This window comes from Salinisphaera sp. C84B14 (genome assembly GCF_040361435.1).
In the GTDB taxonomy this organism is placed as follows: Bacteria; Pseudomonadota; Gammaproteobacteria; order Nevskiales; family Salinisphaeraceae; genus Salinisphaera.
Genome location: NZ_APNL01000001.1, coordinates 290,162 through 307,204, shown reverse-complemented (window position 1 = coordinate 307,204; position 17,043 = coordinate 290,162). Strand labels below are relative to the sequence as shown.

The following is a 17,043-nucleotide window of genomic DNA, read 5'->3' as shown; positions in this document are numbered from 1 at the left end:
GCACGAGTTGAAAATCTTTGGCTCTGAGGAGAAGCCGTGTTTCACAGTTCCGGATACAAAAGCGGCTTCGCGCAACCCGACACAATTCGTTTCCATCCAAGTTACGGATGCCTCTAGTCGCGAAATAATGTGGGACGCGAGCGTACTCGAATCACCGTTTATGGTGACTGTTGATCGATGCCTTACTTATGGCTCCTCACCATACAAAGCAAACGTCTACCAAGACCCTAAAGCCCTCGTCGAAAACCACCTATACGAAGTATCAGTGAATTCCGACATCATAATCAAAGGCGAAAAGAAGAACAGAAAGTATAAGGACTGGTTCTATTTCGCACAGCATAACGACGGCAGCATTATTATTCGTGATTCGAACGACGCTAATGGTGAACTAGACCCCAGAATTCGGACAGAGCACTAAGTGACGATCTGCTCCACAATGGCCGGACCCGGTCCAGGGGCAACGATGCGACGCAAACGCCGTAATCATTCACGGGCCTTCAAGGCCAAGGTGGCACTCGCCACCGTACAAGGCGATCGAACGCTCGCCGAACTGGCCCAGCAGTTCGACGTGCATGCGAACCAGATCACGCAATGGAAACGCCAGCTGGTCGAAGGCGCGACCGAGACGTTCGACAAGGGACCATCGACGTCGGATAACCAAGCCCAGATCGACTCGCTGCATGCCAACATCGGCGAGCTGTCGATGGAGAACGATTTTTTGGAGCGCGGGCTCGCGCGCTCCGACCCGAAGCGCGGCGGGCCATGATCGATCACGGCCTGCCGATAACCCGCCAGTGTGCGGCGCTCGGTGTCGCTCGATCGACGGTCTACTAGCGGCGTCAGCCGGTATCGGATACCGATCACAGACTGATGCAGCGTATCGATGCGCTGCATCTCGAGCGCCCGTTTCTCGGCAGCCGACGCATCGCCGATGCACTGGCCGACGAAAACGGCCTGACGGTCAATCGCAAGCGCATACGGCGTTTGATGCGGGTCATGGGTATCACCGCCCTGTATCCAAAACCGCGCTTGTCACGACCGGCCCCGGGGCATCGGATTTATCCGTATCGCCTGCGGGGCCTGAGGATCGATCAGCCCAACCAGGTCTGGGCAAGCGATATCACGTATCCACCCATGGCGCGCGGCTTTTTGTACGGCCCATTTCATAAGACACTACAACTAGAAAAGCAAGCAAACCCAAACGAAGAAGAGTTGTTGCAAACCGAGCGTGTTTTTATCTATCGCCCTCGTTGGACGAAAACGAATCATATCACCTTATTAGAGGAGGCTTTATTCAGATTGTCAACGTGTCTGACGAAGGACCCTCCTGAAAGGCCCTTACCATTCGGATGGAGACATACAAGCCCCCTCCCCGCGGATGGCGATTTATGCCGCGCGCGTTGCGGCAGAAGCCGTTATTTTAACCCTACAACTTCCGATCGGGACACGGCTAACAACGGAAGATGGTAAGCGGCACGGAGCCTGGGATGAAGGAGTCGTTCGAAAAATCACGCGGCTTGAGCTCTCGCCAACAACTATTCCAGAAAGCGCGGAAATCGATGAAATGAAGATAATCTATTTTTTATGTGTTTTTTTTCAATCATCGCCCAGTTAACTAATGCCTCGGCGAGTTCAGGCAGTCAATTTTACCACTACGTCACACTATTGAGTGGCCAAAATTTTTCGACTGACACACTTTGTAGCGAAGTTAACGTTTCTATTACGCTCGACGTGGGCTATCTCACCATAACAGCTGGCAACAAAAAAACTGAGGTTGAAACAAGTCACGATTCTAACCACGTAGATGCGATCGTCGGAGATTTTTGGAAAAATGATCATTGCTTTATAGCCGTTGAAAACGCGGACGCCGGCGCAAACGAGTCCTACGCCCTTTACGACGCAAGCGCACAGCGTGATGCCATATCATTCACCGGCTCGGTAGAACTCACGAACCCGGACTTTCTCAACAGCCAAGTTGTAAACAGCTACAGAGACGCAGCTAGGACATATACCGAAACGCTATGCTACGGCGAAGCGATAGAAACCCCGTACGTATGCGAAAAAGCGGAACTACTTACCGACAGGATAGAAAAGGCAAAAGAATGCAAGGAATCCGGTGAGTGCAGCAGTTTAGGGCTAGTAGCTCGTGGCTCCCGGGAACCGCTCAGAGCGAAGGTATCTTCAAAGAAGGCATTCGCGTTAGAAAAGACCGAGAGCGGGTTTAACAAGACGGGCGCGTACCTGATCAGGAACGATGTGATAAAGCTCTTGGACTTTGACGACCACGGGCCGAAATTGCGCTACCTTTTTCTCTATCGCGGCAAATCGCAAACTACTAGAGCTTGGATCGACGCAGACGACTTGGCCTTAATAAACCATCGATAACTCGCCAACGATAGGTCAGAGCTCGCGAATCGGTACAGCGCTCGCGATGCGACTCCACGTCTTTGTGACCGGCAAAGTTTCGCGTTCTACCTGCGCTTGAGTTTCAAAGAAAACGCGTGGTTGAATATACGAAACTTTTCGCGCCACGTAACCGTCTCTAGCCCCGTACCGATCGAATCGATTTCAACTTGATCGCGGATATCCCGCCAACCGCCGAGCAATTGACGCCCCCGGATCCCCCCCCACTACGCCTGCGCTGAAAGTCGGGAATTCGTTGCAGACGTTGGCAGCAAAAGACTGCTGGGATCGAATACGGCAGGAGATTACTTTGGCGGCGCCCTCGGTTTGTTAAAGGCCGATGTCACTAGTCAGCTGGTTTGGAGCGAGCCTAGTCGGTAGACGTCGCCATCTGGCCCGCTATGAGCGTAGCGCCACACTCGGTCTTGTCACCGTGGCGGGCCACCGGCTGGCCATCGACCATTACTGTTGGGTCGCCGCTGACAATACGGTTCGTGCCCATGCCTCGCGCCACGCATTCGCTTCTGGGGCATGTGACTTCGTCGCCAACACGGGCAACCGGTTTACCGCCGGTTATCGAGGTGGGCGCGCCGCTTATGACCGTGCCGCCGTGATCGGTCTTGTCGCCTACAACGATGAATGGTCGAGACATGCTGTCCTCCATGTTCGTTCGATTTGCCGTGTGTGAATCAGCGACGGTGCTTGGTCGGGTCGTCGTACCGCGTGCCGTGAAGCTCCACGTGGCCAAAATCCTGAAAAGACCAGTTGCCGCCCCAGGTCAGACCGTACTGCTGTGCAAGCTTGCCATAGAGGTCATAACCGCGCTGTGTCCACTCGTCTTCGATTGCAATAACAAGCTTGCCGTTGCGCAAAAAAGCAGAGTCGGCTGCAAGCCCGAACTGGTGATAACTCTGATATGGCCCGGCGTTGGTGACGTAACCACTCTTGGACTTGAGCCGGCGCTGGCGTTCGGGGCTTCGATAGCCTTCGATAAGCACCATCTGATAGCCGTATTTGTCGCGCATGTCCTTGTAGACCTGTAACAGTAGCTGCGCGAATTCGGGCTTGAGACGGTCCCATTTACGGTTCGCGCGGCGTAGATCGGGCCGTACGGACTCAACCTCGCGTGTGGTGAACACCTCGGGCGGTAGCGGTTGCGGCGGCGCCAGCCGCTCGCCGCGGAGCAGACTGGCAACCAGGGGGTTCGACTCGCGCTCGGCTTCGCGATAATTGTTGAAGTCCAGTAGACCTTGCATCTGAACCACAACCAGCACGGGAAAGGTCAATAACAGCAGGACCGCGAGTGCGATCCAGCGATGCCTAGAGAACCAGCGCGCTACCCGCCCGCCGTTGCGCATCACCCTGGCCGTACCGGCACTGGCGCCACGCGCGGCGGACCGCCTACTCGACGCAAACCGGCTTACCGCAGAGCGCAACCCGTCCCAAACCGAACGCCGGCCATCCGGAAAGATGATCAAGAAGAGCACCAAAAGCGCCGCGACGAAATAAAGCGTAATCCAAATAATCGTCACGTCAGATTTCGTACCGTTTCCGTCTTGGACACACTCAACTGGCCGACTTTTACTCGTGGAACCGCTTATTACCGCTCGCCAGCCTTACCGCCGTCGATAGCAAAAGTGCATACAGTGCGGCCGGCACCTAGGCGAGCACGCCATGAGCTTGGGTGACAAATTTCTCGATTATTTGGCACTATGCAGCTATCGCCATCTTACGCAAGGACGATACGTGCCTGTACAGATGCCATACAGCCTGCTCGGCGACCATAATGCCGATGATCCGGATCACGCGCGATACGGCGGCTTCCTGGCGCGCATGGAGCCAGCCACCGGCAAGCCGTCGGCGTTGACGCATCTGCGTTGGCTTGGGCTTGGGATATTGATCGGTTGCACCCTGCTGACGGTGTATCAGCTCATGTTCGTCTCGGATGCGCCCGGGGACGACATGGCCAGTCGTCAACCTGTGACCTCTGCCGCCGGTTCCACAGGCGCGAGCGGCGCAGCAGTCGCAAAGACTGGCAGCTCCGCGCCCAGCCAGCGCCCGGCGGCGAAAGAAAAAGCAGGCAGCCAGCCGACTAAAACGGCCGTGATTACTCAAGGACGTGCCGCGAGCCCGGGGTTTGCCGACTCGATGAACATGTTGTCGCCGAACGGCGAGGCAGCCACCGAAGCGCATGCATCGGAGGCCGCTACGCTATCGGCGGCCTCGGAATCCGATACGAAGAACGACATTCACGGCAGCATCGGCGACGATTACCCCACCGCTTTGCTCGCGGACTCGCTCCAGCTGTCCGAGCCTGCGCTGCCGAGCAGTAGCAGTCGCAGGCCCTCGAACGTCTCCAACGATGATCCGGACGTTGCGATTCTGCAGCTGCTGCTACAACGCATCGACAAGAAGGAGTGAGCACGGTCGCCAGCGCGGTATCCGGCCTGAGCCGTCTACGGCACGGCCGACGGCCCGGCTTCAGTGACCATAATGATCGTCATCACAACAAGACACGATAACGCCTGACCACGGCTTTGCCGCTCTGTCAGATAGGTTTTAAGGGGCCCATAAGCTATTGTTATTGAAAACCAGGGGCGGTTGAACCCGGCGACGGGCTGTTCGAGGCACGTCGCCCGATACGCGATATTCCGGGGGAAAAGCGCGCAACGATGTTACGCAAGGTTTTAAAGGGGCTGTTGTTACTCGCGCTGGTCTTCCTGGCGATCTGGCTGTTGGTGATTGGCTACTGGCGCGTCACCGGCACGGACCCGACCGGCGCCGAACTCGCGCTGTACCTGGTCGGGATGCCGATCGCGGTGATCGCCGTTTTCTTCGGTGGGAAAGCGTTGTTGAAGCGCGTTAGAAACAACGATACGGACGCCGAGGTCGCCAGCACGGATGCCAACGGCGGCGGCGACACGCCGGCCGAAGCTTCCCGTCCCGAAGATGAACTGTATCTCTGCTTGCTCGACAGCGCGTTGCGACTGCCCGTGGGCAGTAGCGGCGAAGATGCGCTGGCCGTGCTGGCCGAGGGCAAGACACGCCCGGGCCTGGATGATGCCCTCGTGGATGACCAAGGCTTCCCGGTGTTTGCGACGCGTGTAGAAGACATCACCGACGAGGGACTCGAACAAGCGCTCGCCTTGCCCGACCAGCACAACGACACGCCTCTGCGCTGGTCGCCCGAACAAATGCGGGCCCTGGCCATGGGACGTGACGTGCTCGACGATCTGCTGGCAGGCCAGCTGGCACAGCTTTTTGCCGAACTGCAGGCGCATGCCGACGGCGAGCCGCCCCACGACTCGCCGGACCGCGAGGCCGCGAACCCGCCCCCACTGCATATGCGCCTGCTGCTGCCCGCACACTGGTCTGTCGCGCATCGCGAATTGGCCAGCACCTGGTTTCGTGAACACGCCGAAGCACAGCTGTTGCATCCCGAGCTGACCGTGGTCGCCAAACACGCGATCCAGCGCGCTGGCGCGCCGGGCTTTGGCGACCTCAACGATCTCGCCCTTGCGGCCCATAACGAAGATCGGAATAGCCTCTGCGTGATTCTGGCCTGCGACTCGCTCATCGGCGACACCGAGATCGCCCGGCTTGACGGTGAAGGCCGGCTGTTCAGCCAGTCCAATCCGGGCGGTATGGTGCCGGCCGAAGGCGCCGCAGGCGTGGTGGTTGTGACTCACCCGATGCTTGCCGATATGGCGTCTGCCGACTATGCCCGGGTGCATCGTGCCGCCATGGGCGACCGGAAGACGCGTGCGGGCGATAAATCCCGCCGCAGCGAGGATCAGACATTGCTGGGTCGGTTGGGCACCAAAGCGCTCGCCAACGCACGCTGCGCGGCCGAGGATATCGGCTTTGTTATCAGTGACGCCGGTATCGACGCCACACAGGGCCGAGAACGCGCACAGTTGATCGGCGACAAACTCGACCACCTCGACCCGACCGCCGAGTGCCCGAATATCGGCACGGCCTGCGGCGATCTCGGCTTCGTCGGCACGCTAGCGGCCCTCGCGCTAAGCCATAGTGCGGTACGAAACACGGGCCGGCCGGTGCTGGCCATCAGTTTATCGCACCCCCTACAGCGCGCCGCCGCGGTACTACAGCCGCCCGCCGGGCCGGAATCCGACCGCGACGACTCCGAACCCGCCGCGACCGCGGCATGACCTTCTTTCTAACGTTTTCGAGCACAGCCCATGGCACGCGTTAAACGATTCTTTACAGACCCGCGCACCCTGATCGGGATCGGCATTGCTGCCCTGGCCATATTCGTGCTGCTCGTGGCCGATTCCTGGCGTACCGCGGCTCTTCTGATCGAGTCCCTGATCATCATAGGGCTGCTGGTCTGGGGCACGATCTGGTTGTGGCGTCGTCACAAGTCGAAAAAGGCCGCGAACGAATTCGGCGACATGCTGGAAAAGGACGCCGACAAGGCGGTCAGCAATTCCAGCGGCAAAAAACGCGAAGAGATTGCCGCGCTGCGTGATCGCCTGCAGTCGGCGATCAAGACCATCAAGTCCTCCAAGATCGGCCATACATCCGGCCGTGCCGCTCTCTATGAGCTGCCCTGGTACATGGTGATCGGCAATCCGGCCGCCGGCAAGAGCACCGCGATCATCAACTCCGGGCTGCAATTCCCGCTCGAAGAGGAATCGGGCAAGGTCATCCACGGTGTCGGCGGGACCCGCAACTGCGACTGGTTCTTCACCACCGAGGGCATCCTGCTCGATACCGCCGGGCGCTTTTCGGTTCATGAAGAGGATCGCAGCGAATGGCTGGGCTTCGTCGACCTGCTCAAGCGCTACCGTCCCAAGGCACCGCTCAACGGCATCATCATCGCGGTTAACGTCCTGGACCTGACCGAGCGCGGCCCCGAGTTCGCGATCAACCTTGCCAAGCAGCTGCGCCAGCGCGTTCAGGAACTCACCGAACGCTTGGAGATCTTCGCGCCGGTCTATGTGCTGTTTACCAAGGCCGACCTGATCGCGGGCTTCAACGACTTCTTCGCCGAGGCCGACACCGGCGAACGTGAGCGGGTGTGGGGCGTGACCCTGCCCTACGATATCGAGAGCAACCGCAACGCCGTGGCGCTGTTCGACGAGCGTTTCGACGAACTCTATCGCGGCCTCAAGGAGATGAGCCTCGCCCAGATGTCGATGAACCGTGGCCAGCCGATGGCCCCGGGAGTATTCACGTTTCCGTTGGAGTTCGCCTCGATCAAGCCCGCGATCGGTGCCTTCATCAACACGCTTTTCGAAGAGAATCCGTACCAGTTCAACCCCGTGTTTCGCGGCTTCTACTTCACGAGTGCCCTTCAGGAAGGACAGCCCGTCGAGCACTCGAGCGAACGCGTGGCGCAGCGCTTCGGTCTGCAGGCCGCCGAGCAGAAACCAGCGGTCGGCAAGGCGGCCAGCGGGTTCTTCCTGTCGGATCTGTTTCGACGCGTGATCTTCGCCGACAGCCGGCTGGTGCGTCAGTACACCAGCCCGGCCAAGAACCGTTTCCGCTATGCGGTGTTCTTCAGCGCGGTGGCGATTCTAGGCCTGTGTTTCGCCGGCTGGACATGGTCGTACTTCGGCAATCAACAGCTGCTGGCCGAGGTCAACAACGATCTGCAGCAGGCGGTGGCCGTACAGAACGGCCAGCTGGATCTGGCCTCGCGTTTCGAGGCACTCAATATCCTCGAGCAGCGCATCGATCAGCTCGAGAGCTACCAGAACGATCGTCCGTGGTCGCTCGGGCTGGGCCTGTATCACGGCGACGCCATGCTCGACAAACTGCGCAGCGAGTACTTCAAGGGTACACGCGCGCTCTTGCTCGACCCGGTCAAGGAAAAGCTGGAAGCGTTCCTGGTCCAGGTCAACCAGAACGCCGATCAGCTTGATGAGAGCAGCCCGCGGGCCGCGGCCGATGCAACCGGTGCAAGCAGCGGCACCTACGAGCGCGCCGATCCGACCGATGTCAAGGACGCGTACAACGCGCTCAAGACCTACCTCATGCTCGGCGACAAATCGCGCGTCGACACCAAGCACCTCTACGACCAGCTCACCCGCTTCTGGCGCGGCTGGCTGGAAGCCAATCGAGGCGGCATGCCCCGCGAACAGATGATTCGCGATGCCGAAGAGGTGATCTCGTTCTACCTCGGCCATGTCAGCGCCCCCGACTGGCCCATGATCGAAAACCGCTTGAGCCTTGCCGCCGACACGCGCGAGGAACTGCGTAGCGTGATGGCCGGCCTGCCCGCGCGCGAACGCGTGTATGCGGACATCAAGGCGCGGGCATCGACACGGTTCCCGCCGGTGACGGTCGCGGGCATTCTCGGCGACCAGAGCAGTGGCGATGCGGAACAGGCAGAGACCGATTCGGGCTCGATCATCGAAGGCAGCTATGCGGTATCGGGTACGTTCTCGCGCCAGGCATGGGAGCAGTTCATCAAGGGCGCGTTCGAGAACGCGGCAACCCAGGAGCTCCAGAGTGAAGACTGGGTGTTGCGCACCAGCCAGAGCAACGACCTGACTCTGCAAGGCAGCCCGCAGGAGATCGAAAAAAGCCTGATCGACAAATACAAGGCGGAATACGTCGAGGAATGGCGCAAGTTCATTCAGGGGCTGACCGTCAACAGCTTCGACAGCTTCGAGCAGGCTGCGGAGAAGCTCAATCGACTGGGCGACCCCTCGGCCTCGCCGTTGCGTCGCATGCTCGGCGCGATCTATCTACAGACCGCCTGGGACAACAAGAGCCCCGTGGTCGACGACGAACAGGCCGAAGCCGTGCAAGGCGGTATCGTCGACTGGTTCAAACGCGTGATACTGCGGCGCACGCCGCATCAGGCCAACCGCGCGGCCTACTACGTCGACAGCGCGGATCTGGGAAATATCGAATCCGACGACAGCGGTTCGACGGGCGCCGGGCCCAAGCTCGGCGCGGTCGGCGCCGAGTTTTCCGGTATCGCACAGCTGGTGAAAAAGCGCGATTCCAACGAATCCCTGCTCAGCAGTTATATCGATGCCCTGTCGAAGGTACGCACGCGCTTCAACCAGATCGCAAACGAAGGCGATATGGGTCCGGGCAGCACCGAGCTCATGGTGCAGACCCTCAAGGGTGAAGGCTCGGAACTGGCATCTGCCCTGCAGTACGTCGAGAATCAGATGCTGCCGGCGATTCCCGAGCAACAACGCGCCACCATACGCCCGCTGCTGGTACGTCCGCTTGTGCAGGCCTATGCCGCCGTCGTGGACCCGGCTCAGGACGAAGTCAACCGCCAGTGGCAGGCCCGCGTTTACGATACGTACCGCGAAACACTGGCGCCGAAGTATCCGTTCACGTCCGATGCCACGGTCGAAGCCTCCGGCGGCGAAATCGCCCAGGTATTCGGGCCGGACGGCGCCATCGCGAAGTTTGCCGATGAAAACCTCAAGACGCTGGTGATTCGCCGTGGCAACACGCTGACGCCACGCACCTGGGCCGATATCGGGCTGAGCCTGACGCCGGCGTTCACCCAGAATTTTTCGCAGTGGGTTTCGCCACTCGGCGCTCAGGGTATGCCGCAGCCCGCGGACGGCGGTAGCGCCGTGCAGCAGACGGTGTTCCAGATTCAACCATTGCCGGCGCCCGGCGTACGCGAATATTCGATCGTGCTCGACGGGCAGCGTTTGAAATACCGCAATACGCCGCCCCAGTGGGCGAACTTTGTCTGGCCCAATCCGGAGGGAACGCCGGGCGTGCGCGTTGAAGCCACGACCTTCGACGGCCAGAGCGTGGAGTTGATCAACTTCCCGGGTCGATTCGGCCTGCAGAAGATGATCAAGTCGGCCGCGCGGGAACGCAAAGGCGACAACATATTCAGGTTGTCCTGGTCGAAGGGCAACCTCGTGGTTGCGGTCAACCTCCGCATCATCAGCAATCCGCAAAGCGGCCGGCAGAACAAGGGCATTGCTGCATTACGCCTGCCGGATACCATCGTGGGCGCGGACAGCGAGTCCACCGCCATGCCGGCCGCCGACGACGACAGCGAAGAAACAACGCCGGCTGCCAACTCGGCCGAAGCGGATGCCACTCCTAGCGAAACCGCCCCGGCGACCACGTCTGCTGCGGTGCAGGACAGCCCATGAGCAAGATTACAGCCACCCGTGTCGCCTACTTCGGCAAAGTGCCCTCGCGCGGCGACTTCATCAAATCCGGTGAAAACCATCGCCTGTTGTCGACCCTCGACGGCTGGCTGGACGGCACGATGGAACGTGTGTCGAGCGATCCGCACTGGAAAACCACCTACGATGCCGCCGCACCGCTGCATTTCGCGTTTCTGGGGTCGCGTCGTCGCCTGGCCGTGGCCGGCCATGTCGTCAACAGCCGGGACCAGTCCGGTCGGCGGTTCCCGTTTCTGACCGCGAGCACCCTGCAGGTCGAGCAGCCGCTTGCCTTTGCCGCGCGCAGCCCGCTGGCACTGAGCCGGCTTTGGGCACGCATGCAAAGTCTGACGAACGAGCTCGTCAGCAGCACCGACTGCAGCGCACTGCTGGGCACCTATGGCGATATCGAGGTCGAAGTCGAAACCGACGCCCGCGCCTACGACGCCCACATGAAGGACTTTCTCGAGATCCAGACGCTGGGTGGCCTGGAAGGCGCCTTGCGCGATTCGGGGCATCCGGTGGATCTCAGGAACCTGCTGCCGGCGCTCGGCCTGCTATTACAGCCGGTCATGGCCAGTGGCGCCTCGCGGCTGGACAAGGGGCTGGCGCTGCCGCTGCCCGACGACCCGGTCTATCGCTACCCGGTCGCCGCGCTCTGGCTCGACCTGATCACCCCGTTTCTCGCGCGTGCGGAGTTCGAACTCTCGGTATTCATCCACGCCGTCGAGACGAAGGCGCGGATGCTGCTCGGCTTCAACGGCGCGCCTGAAATTACGCTGCATTCCGCGCTGGACCCGGAAACCGGCGCCCAACAGAACATCACCCTCGACGATCCGGACTGGGTGGAAGCGCAAACCCGCTCGGATTACGGCCTGCAGAAGCTGGCCAACTATCTCGCCCAGCCGGATGTGACAATGCGCAGCGCGCGCTCCATCTATCGCGACGTCTTTCTCGGGGATTAGGCCATGATCAAGCAACTATGTGTGGTACTCGCCCTGCTGAGCGCCGCGGCTGGCGCGCAGGCACAGACGCAGGGTGAAGACGCGGACAACGCGCAGACGAACGCGCCGCGCGCTCGCGTATCGGGTACCGCGCCAACCAATCAGGTGGTGGTCACCGGGGTCGTCCCCAACGAAAACACCAAGGCGGTGGTACTCAAGCGCCTGCGCGCCATCTACGGCGACGACCGGGTCATCGACGAAGTCACCATCGGCGATGTCGTCGCCCCACCCAACTGGGAAACCTATCTCGATCGCATGCTGGTGTCGGACCTGAGCAACGTGTCGCGCGGCAAGCTCGTTATCAAGGGCAATGACGCCCAGATCAGCGGCGACGTCGTCAACGAGGCCCAGCGCCAGGATATCGTCAGCAAGATGGCGACCCAGCTCAACCCCAGTTATTCGATCGAGAACAACCTGGCGATTGGTGCATCGGAGCAGAAAATTCTCGACGACGCGCTGGCCAATCGCACCATCGAATTTGAAAGCGGCAGTGCCACACTGACGCCGCAGGGGCTCCAGATCGTCGACGAAATGGCGGGCCCCATCCGCAAACTCAAAAACAAGCGCGTCGAGATCATCGGCCATACCGACAACAGCGGCTCGCGCCTGGCCAACCTCGCACTTAGCGCCAATCGGGCTGAAGCGGTCAAGGCCGCCCTGGTCGACAAGGGCATACCGGCAAGATCGCTGATCACGCTGGGTGCGGGCTCGCAGCGGCCGATCGCCAGCAACGATACGGCCGCCGGGCGGGCCCGCAATCGTCGTATCGAGTTCCGTATCCGTAACGCCGATAATAAGAACGACGCCGAATAGTCACGGATACTCGAATAACGCCGGCCCACCGCCGGCCAGCGCTGGGGCGTCAATCAAGCGATCGCCCGACACGGACGCCGGGCCCGATGGTGTCGCAATACAGCGGGCCAACGCGCGGCGGCTGCCTATATGAGCTCGCCGCCGCGTATGCCCGGCTATTCGAACGAGTCGCTATCTTCGCCGCGACGCATGCGCGACAGGCCCAGCAATTCCTCGACGTGGGCCAGCTCTCCCTCGTCGCGAATGACGTTGCGCAGCCACGAATGCAGCGGCATCTCGCCCCAGTTCGCCGCGGTGTCGGCCAGATAGGCGACCGGGCTGTGTGGCTCCGTACGGCGGAAAAAATCGGCCACGAGCCGCAGCTGCGACAGGGCCTGAGCGCGTGTTTGTATCTGTGTCGGCGTAGCGCTTCGCGCCGGCGCCGCGGGCGCCTCGCCCGCAGCCGTTGCTTGTGCCGGCGCGGCATCGGTTTGCGACGCGGCGGGCGCGGCTTTTTTCGCCGGCTGACGGGTGGCGCCCGCTGCGTCGGCAAACCCTTCCACCAGTGAATAGACTTCGCCGAGCGTTTCATGAACGCGGGCAAAACCGGGGGCATCACCGTCGAGCTTGTCATCGAGCGTGCTCTCGAGTTCCTGCACGGCAGAGCGGCACTCTTCCAAGTCCTCGATCAGATCCGCATAGAACGAGCCCGAGGTATCGCGACGTGCGGATTCGAACTGTGCGAGGCGGTTCGCAGCCTCGGCATTCTCTTCGGCGTCGTCCTCGTTGCCGCGCGTCTGTTGTACCGCCCGTCGTGCGCCTTCGAGGTCGGCCAGGCTGAATCGACCGATATCGGACGACGTTACCGGCTGCTGTTTCATCAGAGGCACCGACAATTGCAACAACCGGGCAAGATTGTTGATACGAGCCTCCTGGTCACCGTCTTCTTCATCAGGTAGCGGATGCAGGCTGTCCCAATCAGTCGCGCACAGCTGCGAAAGCACGCGATAACCGCTGGCAATGCCCGAGAAGCCGTTCAGATGCGCCCAGGCCTCGGTCAACCAGACACAGACACGGATGTCCTTGGTCTTGTCCGCGAGCAGCTGCGTGCACAGGGTATCGACACGCGGCCAGTCGGCAGCCTTGAGATCCTTGATCCAGTCGCCCTGCTCCAGGCTCGGATCGTCGGCCCGGCGCGCCTCGACAATTGCGTCGAACTCGGGCGACAGGGACATGTCCTCGCCGCAGGGATCTTCTTCGGTAATAGGCGCCGTCAGCGCTGCAAGATTGGGCATGCAAACTTCCCCTGAATGCTGGTAACACCCATATACTCCAAGGCCGGGGCTTATTAATCAATGCTTCTAAATCGATCCGGGCCCGACAAGCCGCGCGCGACTCGAAATTTAGCCGACACGGCGGGATACTTAAGCCGGTCGGTGGCGATCGACCCTGCATGAAACACAACGGTGTCCGGGTTGATATAGCCGGTATGCGAACGCCGACGCGCGACGACCGCAGGCCGCGAAACCAACTGGAGCACCTGGCCACGCCGGCTGTTTTCTGCGGCCCTGCCGAGAAAACACCCCTCTGCCCTTCGCGCCCATCTCCAGAGGCGCTCGCCCCGAAGCGCCGCGCGAGATCTGCGGCCAAGCGTCGAACGTATCGCCGAGTGAGCCAAGCCGCGCGAGCGCATCCGATGTTCGACCCCGGGCCGTTCGACAGCGCTCGCATCGGTGCATTCGGACCCGATCAGGGTGCTTGTCGCCAACGCCGCCTTTCCGATCGATCGAGTTCAGCGACGAACTACGCGGGCAAAGCGGCCACCCGCCGACGACTGCTCTTGCGCAATCTCCGAGCCACCGGGACGCGGTATCCCGCGCGCTGATGAATGCACGCCGTCGCCCTCCCAGCCCTCGCGCTCGCAAGCCGACGGTCGCTGTGCCCTGCTCTGACACAAAAAAAGGGCGCCCCGTGGGACGCCCTTTTCGACACAGCTGTCGGTACCAACAGCGTAATGTCGGCTATCAGCCTTCGTCGGACGTCTCTTCCGACGCCTTTTCGGCCAGTTCCTTCATCGACAGACGCACGCGGCCCTGGCGGTCGACTTCCAGCACCTTGACCTTGACGGTCTGGCCTTCGGAAAGCTCGTCGCTGACCTTTTCGACGCGGTGGTCGGCAATCTGGGAGATATGCACGAGGCCGTCGCGGCCCGGCACCAGATTCACGAACGCACCGAAGTCGACGATACGTACGACCTTGCCTTCATAGACCTGGCCGGCTTCGATATCGCGGGTGATGTCCTCGATACGCTTGATCGCCATGTCGGCCGCCGACTTGTCGACCGCGGCGACATGGATCGTGCCGTCATCCTCGATATCGATCGAAGCACCCGTTTCCTCGGTGATCGAACGGATGGTCGCGCCGCCCTTGCCGATCACGTCGCGAATCTTGTCGGAATCGATCTTGATGGTGAAGATGCGCGGCGCCCACTCGGAGACTTCCTGGCGCGGCTTGTCGATCGCCTGGCTCATGACGCCAAGAATGTGCAGACGGCCTTCCTTGGCCTGCTCAAGCGCGGCTTCCATGATCTCGCGGGTGATACCGGCGATCTTGATGTCCATCTGCAGGGCGGTGATGCCGTCGTTGGAGCCGGCCACCTTGAAGTCCATGTCGCCGAGGTGATCTTCGTCGCCCAGGATGTCGGTAAGCACCGCGAACTTGTCGCCTTCCTTGATCAGGCCCATGGCCACGCCGGCCACCGGCGCCTTGATCGGCACGCCGGCGTCCATCAGCGCGAGGCTGGTGCCGCAGACCGAGGCCATCGAGGAGGAGCCGTTGGATTCGGTGACTTCCGACACCACACGCATGACGTAGGGGAATTCCTTTTCCAGATCCGGCAGCACGCCCATGATGGCGCGCTTGGCCAGCTTGCCGTGGCCGATTTCACGACGCTTGGGGCTGCCCATGAAGCCGGTCTCGCCCACGCTGTAGGGCGGGAAGTTGTAGTGCAGCATGAACGGGTCGTCGTACTTGCCTTCGACCGCGTCGATCATCTGCGCATCGCGGCCGGTGCCCAGCGTGGTGACGACCAGTGCCTGGGTTTCGCCACGGGTGAACAGCGCCGAGCCGTGGGTACGCGGCAGTACGCCGGTCTTGATATCCAGCGCGCGCACGGTGCGCGTGTCGCGACCGTCGATACGCGGCTGACCTTCGAGAATGCGCGAACGCACGGTGGTCTTCTCGAGGGCACCCAGCGCCCCCTTCACGTCGTCGCGGCTCCAGCCTTCTTCGCCTTCCTCGACGGCCAGCTCGGCCACGACGGCTTCCTTGATCTCGCCCAGGCGCGCACCGCGATCCTGTTTGTCGGCGATCTGATAGGCCTCGACAACGTCGTTCTTGGCAACGCGCTCGACGGCTTCGGCCAGGGATTCATCCTTGGCCGGGGCCTGCCAGTCCCATTTCGGCTTGCCGGCCTCGGCGACCATCGCTTCGATGGCCTGAATGGCGGCCTGGATCTGCTCGTGACCGAACAGCACCGCGCCCAGCATGATTTCTTCGGACAGCTCCTTGGCTTCCGATTCCACCATGAGCACGGCGTCCGAGGTGCCGGCGACCACCAGGTTCAGATCACTGGTCTTGAGCTGGGTCGCGCTCGGGTTGAGCACGTATTCGCCGTCGGCATAGCCGACGCGCGCGCCGCCGATCGGGCCGGCGAACGGCAGACCGGCCAGGCTGAGGGCGGCAGAGGCGCCGATCATGGCCGGGATATCGGCATCGATCTCGGGATCGACCGACATGACCGTCGCCACGATCTGAACTTCGTTATAGAAGCCTTTCGGAAACAGCGGACGGATCGGACGGTCGATCAGGCGGCAGGTGAGCGTTTCCTTTTCGCCGGGACGGCCTTCGCGCTTGAAGAAGCCGCCGGGAATCTTGCCGCCGGCATAGGTGCGTTCCTGATAGTTGACGGTCAGCGGGAAGAACGCGGCGTTGGGCGCGGCTTCCTTCTTGCCGACAGCGGTGACGAGCACCACGGTGTCGCCCATGCTCACCTTCACGGCGCCGTCGGCCTGACGCGCGATCTCACCCGTTTCGAGGGTGACCGCATGTTCGCCGAACTGGAAGGTCTGTTTACTGGTAACGGTGACGTTGCTCACTAGATATATCCTGTGTCTTTCAAACAAAAAAGCGCCCGGCTCGGGTTACCGAGGGGCGCTTTCATTGACTGGGATCTGATGATCGCGCTTAGCGACGCAGACCCAGCTCGCTGATCAGAGCCTTGTAACGCGACGCATCGCGACGCTTGATGTAATCAAGCAGCTTGCGGCGCTGGTTGACCATTTTCAGCAGCCCGCGACGGGAATGATGGTCGCCCTTGTGCGCGTTGAAATGATCACCCAGCTGGGTGATGCGGGTGGTCAGCAACGCAACCTGTACTTCCGGGGAACCGGTATCGCCGGTGCCACGGCTGTACTTGTTGATGACTTCGGCTTTTTCTTCGGTCGACAGGGCCATGTTTACTCCTGAATAACAATACAAACACCGCAGCCCCGCCTGGCTGGAGCAACCCGGCCTTTTCCAAACAGCAAGCCGGGAAGAGATCGTAACCTCTCATCCCAACGAAACGGTTTGGAAAAAGCCCGTGCGCTCCGGTCACCGGGCGGCAGCCGCATGTGCCGCGAGGCGCATATTCTATCGGCTTGGCGCCACGC

Annotated in this window: 13 protein-coding genes; 8 read left to right on the top strand and 5 right to left on the bottom strand. The window is 61.1% G+C overall.

The annotated features are described in order from the left end of the window. Positions 1 to 463: 463 nt before the first annotated feature. The 3 genes from C84B14_RS01390 to C84B14_RS01380 all read left to right on the top strand — a co-directional run bounded on the left by C84B14_RS01390 (position 464) and on the right by C84B14_RS01380 (position 2,385). Complete coding sequence (locus tag C84B14_RS01390) at positions 464 to 766, top strand: transposase (RefSeq protein WP_353221533.1); 303 nt, start codon at positions 464 to 466, stop codon at positions 764 to 766. Between the two features lie 104 nt (positions 767 to 870). Further along, positions 871 to 1,470: an IS3 family transposase gene (locus C84B14_RS01385; protein WP_353221532.1), complete on the top strand. Its 600-nt coding sequence runs from the start codon at positions 871 to 873 to the stop codon at positions 1,468 to 1,470. A 261-nt stretch (positions 1,471 to 1,731) separates the two neighbouring features. After that, positions 1,732 to 2,385, top strand: coding sequence for a hypothetical protein (locus tag C84B14_RS01380; protein WP_353221531.1), 654 nt, complete (start codon positions 1,732 to 1,734; stop codon positions 2,383 to 2,385). A 388-nt stretch (positions 2,386 to 2,773) separates the two neighbouring features. Here the strand turns inward: C84B14_RS01380 and C84B14_RS01375 are convergent, their stop codons facing one another. After that, the gene (locus tag C84B14_RS01375; RefSeq protein WP_353221530.1) at positions 2,774 to 3,055 is read right to left on the bottom strand and encodes a PAAR domain-containing protein; all 282 of its coding nucleotides are present in this window, start codon (positions 3,053 to 3,055) and stop codon (positions 2,774 to 2,776) included. 37 nt (positions 3,056 to 3,092) lie between these two features. Then, positions 3,093 to 3,761, bottom strand: coding sequence for a M15 family metallopeptidase (locus C84B14_RS01370; RefSeq protein WP_353221529.1), 669 nt, complete (start codon positions 3,759 to 3,761; stop codon positions 3,093 to 3,095). A 316-nt stretch (positions 3,762 to 4,077) separates the two neighbouring features. Between C84B14_RS01370 and C84B14_RS01365 the strand changes: the two genes are divergently transcribed. The 5 genes from C84B14_RS01365 (at position 4,078) to C84B14_RS01345 (ending at position 12,352) form a co-directional block, all read left to right on the top strand. Beyond that, positions 4,078 to 4,824: a hypothetical protein gene (locus C84B14_RS01365; protein WP_353221528.1), complete on the top strand. Its 747-nt coding sequence runs from the start codon at positions 4,078 to 4,080 to the stop codon at positions 4,822 to 4,824. A 251-nt stretch (positions 4,825 to 5,075) separates the two neighbouring features. Then, positions 5,076 to 6,575: a hypothetical protein gene (locus C84B14_RS01360; protein WP_353221527.1), complete on the top strand. Its 1,500-nt coding sequence runs from the start codon at positions 5,076 to 5,078 to the stop codon at positions 6,573 to 6,575. A gap of 30 nt (positions 6,576 to 6,605) precedes the next feature. Beyond that, complete coding sequence (gene tssM, locus C84B14_RS01355; RefSeq protein ID WP_353221526.1) at positions 6,606 to 10,520, top strand: type VI secretion system membrane subunit TssM; 3,915 nt, start codon at positions 6,606 to 6,608, stop codon at positions 10,518 to 10,520. Next, entirely contained in the window at positions 10,517 to 11,500 is a 984-nt protein-coding gene (gene tagF, locus C84B14_RS01350) for a type VI secretion system-associated protein TagF (RefSeq protein WP_353221525.1), read from the top strand. Before tssM ends, tagF begins: the two co-directional genes overlap by 4 nt. A gap of 3 nt (positions 11,501 to 11,503) precedes the next feature. Then, positions 11,504 to 12,352 carry an OmpA family protein gene (locus tag C84B14_RS01345; protein WP_353221524.1) on the top strand — a complete coding sequence of 283 codons (849 nt, stop codon included), beginning with the start codon at positions 11,504 to 11,506 and terminating at the stop codon, positions 12,350 to 12,352. Positions 12,353 to 12,507: 155 nt separating this feature from the next. Here the strand turns inward: C84B14_RS01345 and tssA are convergent, their stop codons facing one another. The 3 genes from tssA to rpsO form a co-directional block, all read right to left on the bottom strand. After that, positions 12,508 to 13,626, bottom strand: a complete 1,119-nt coding sequence (tssA, locus tag C84B14_RS01340) for a type VI secretion system protein TssA (protein WP_353221523.1) — start codon at positions 13,624 to 13,626, stop codon at positions 12,508 to 12,510. 729 nt (positions 13,627 to 14,355) lie between these two features. Then, positions 14,356 to 16,488 carry a polyribonucleotide nucleotidyltransferase gene (gene pnp, locus C84B14_RS01335; RefSeq protein WP_348766573.1) on the bottom strand — a complete coding sequence of 711 codons (2,133 nt, stop codon included), beginning with the start codon at positions 16,486 to 16,488 and terminating at the stop codon, positions 14,356 to 14,358. 88 nt (positions 16,489 to 16,576) lie between these two features. Then, positions 16,577 to 16,846: a 30S ribosomal protein S15 gene (gene rpsO / locus C84B14_RS01330; RefSeq protein WP_293627266.1), complete on the bottom strand. Its 270-nt coding sequence runs from the start codon at positions 16,844 to 16,846 to the stop codon at positions 16,577 to 16,579. Positions 16,847 to 17,043 lie beyond the last annotated feature (197 nt).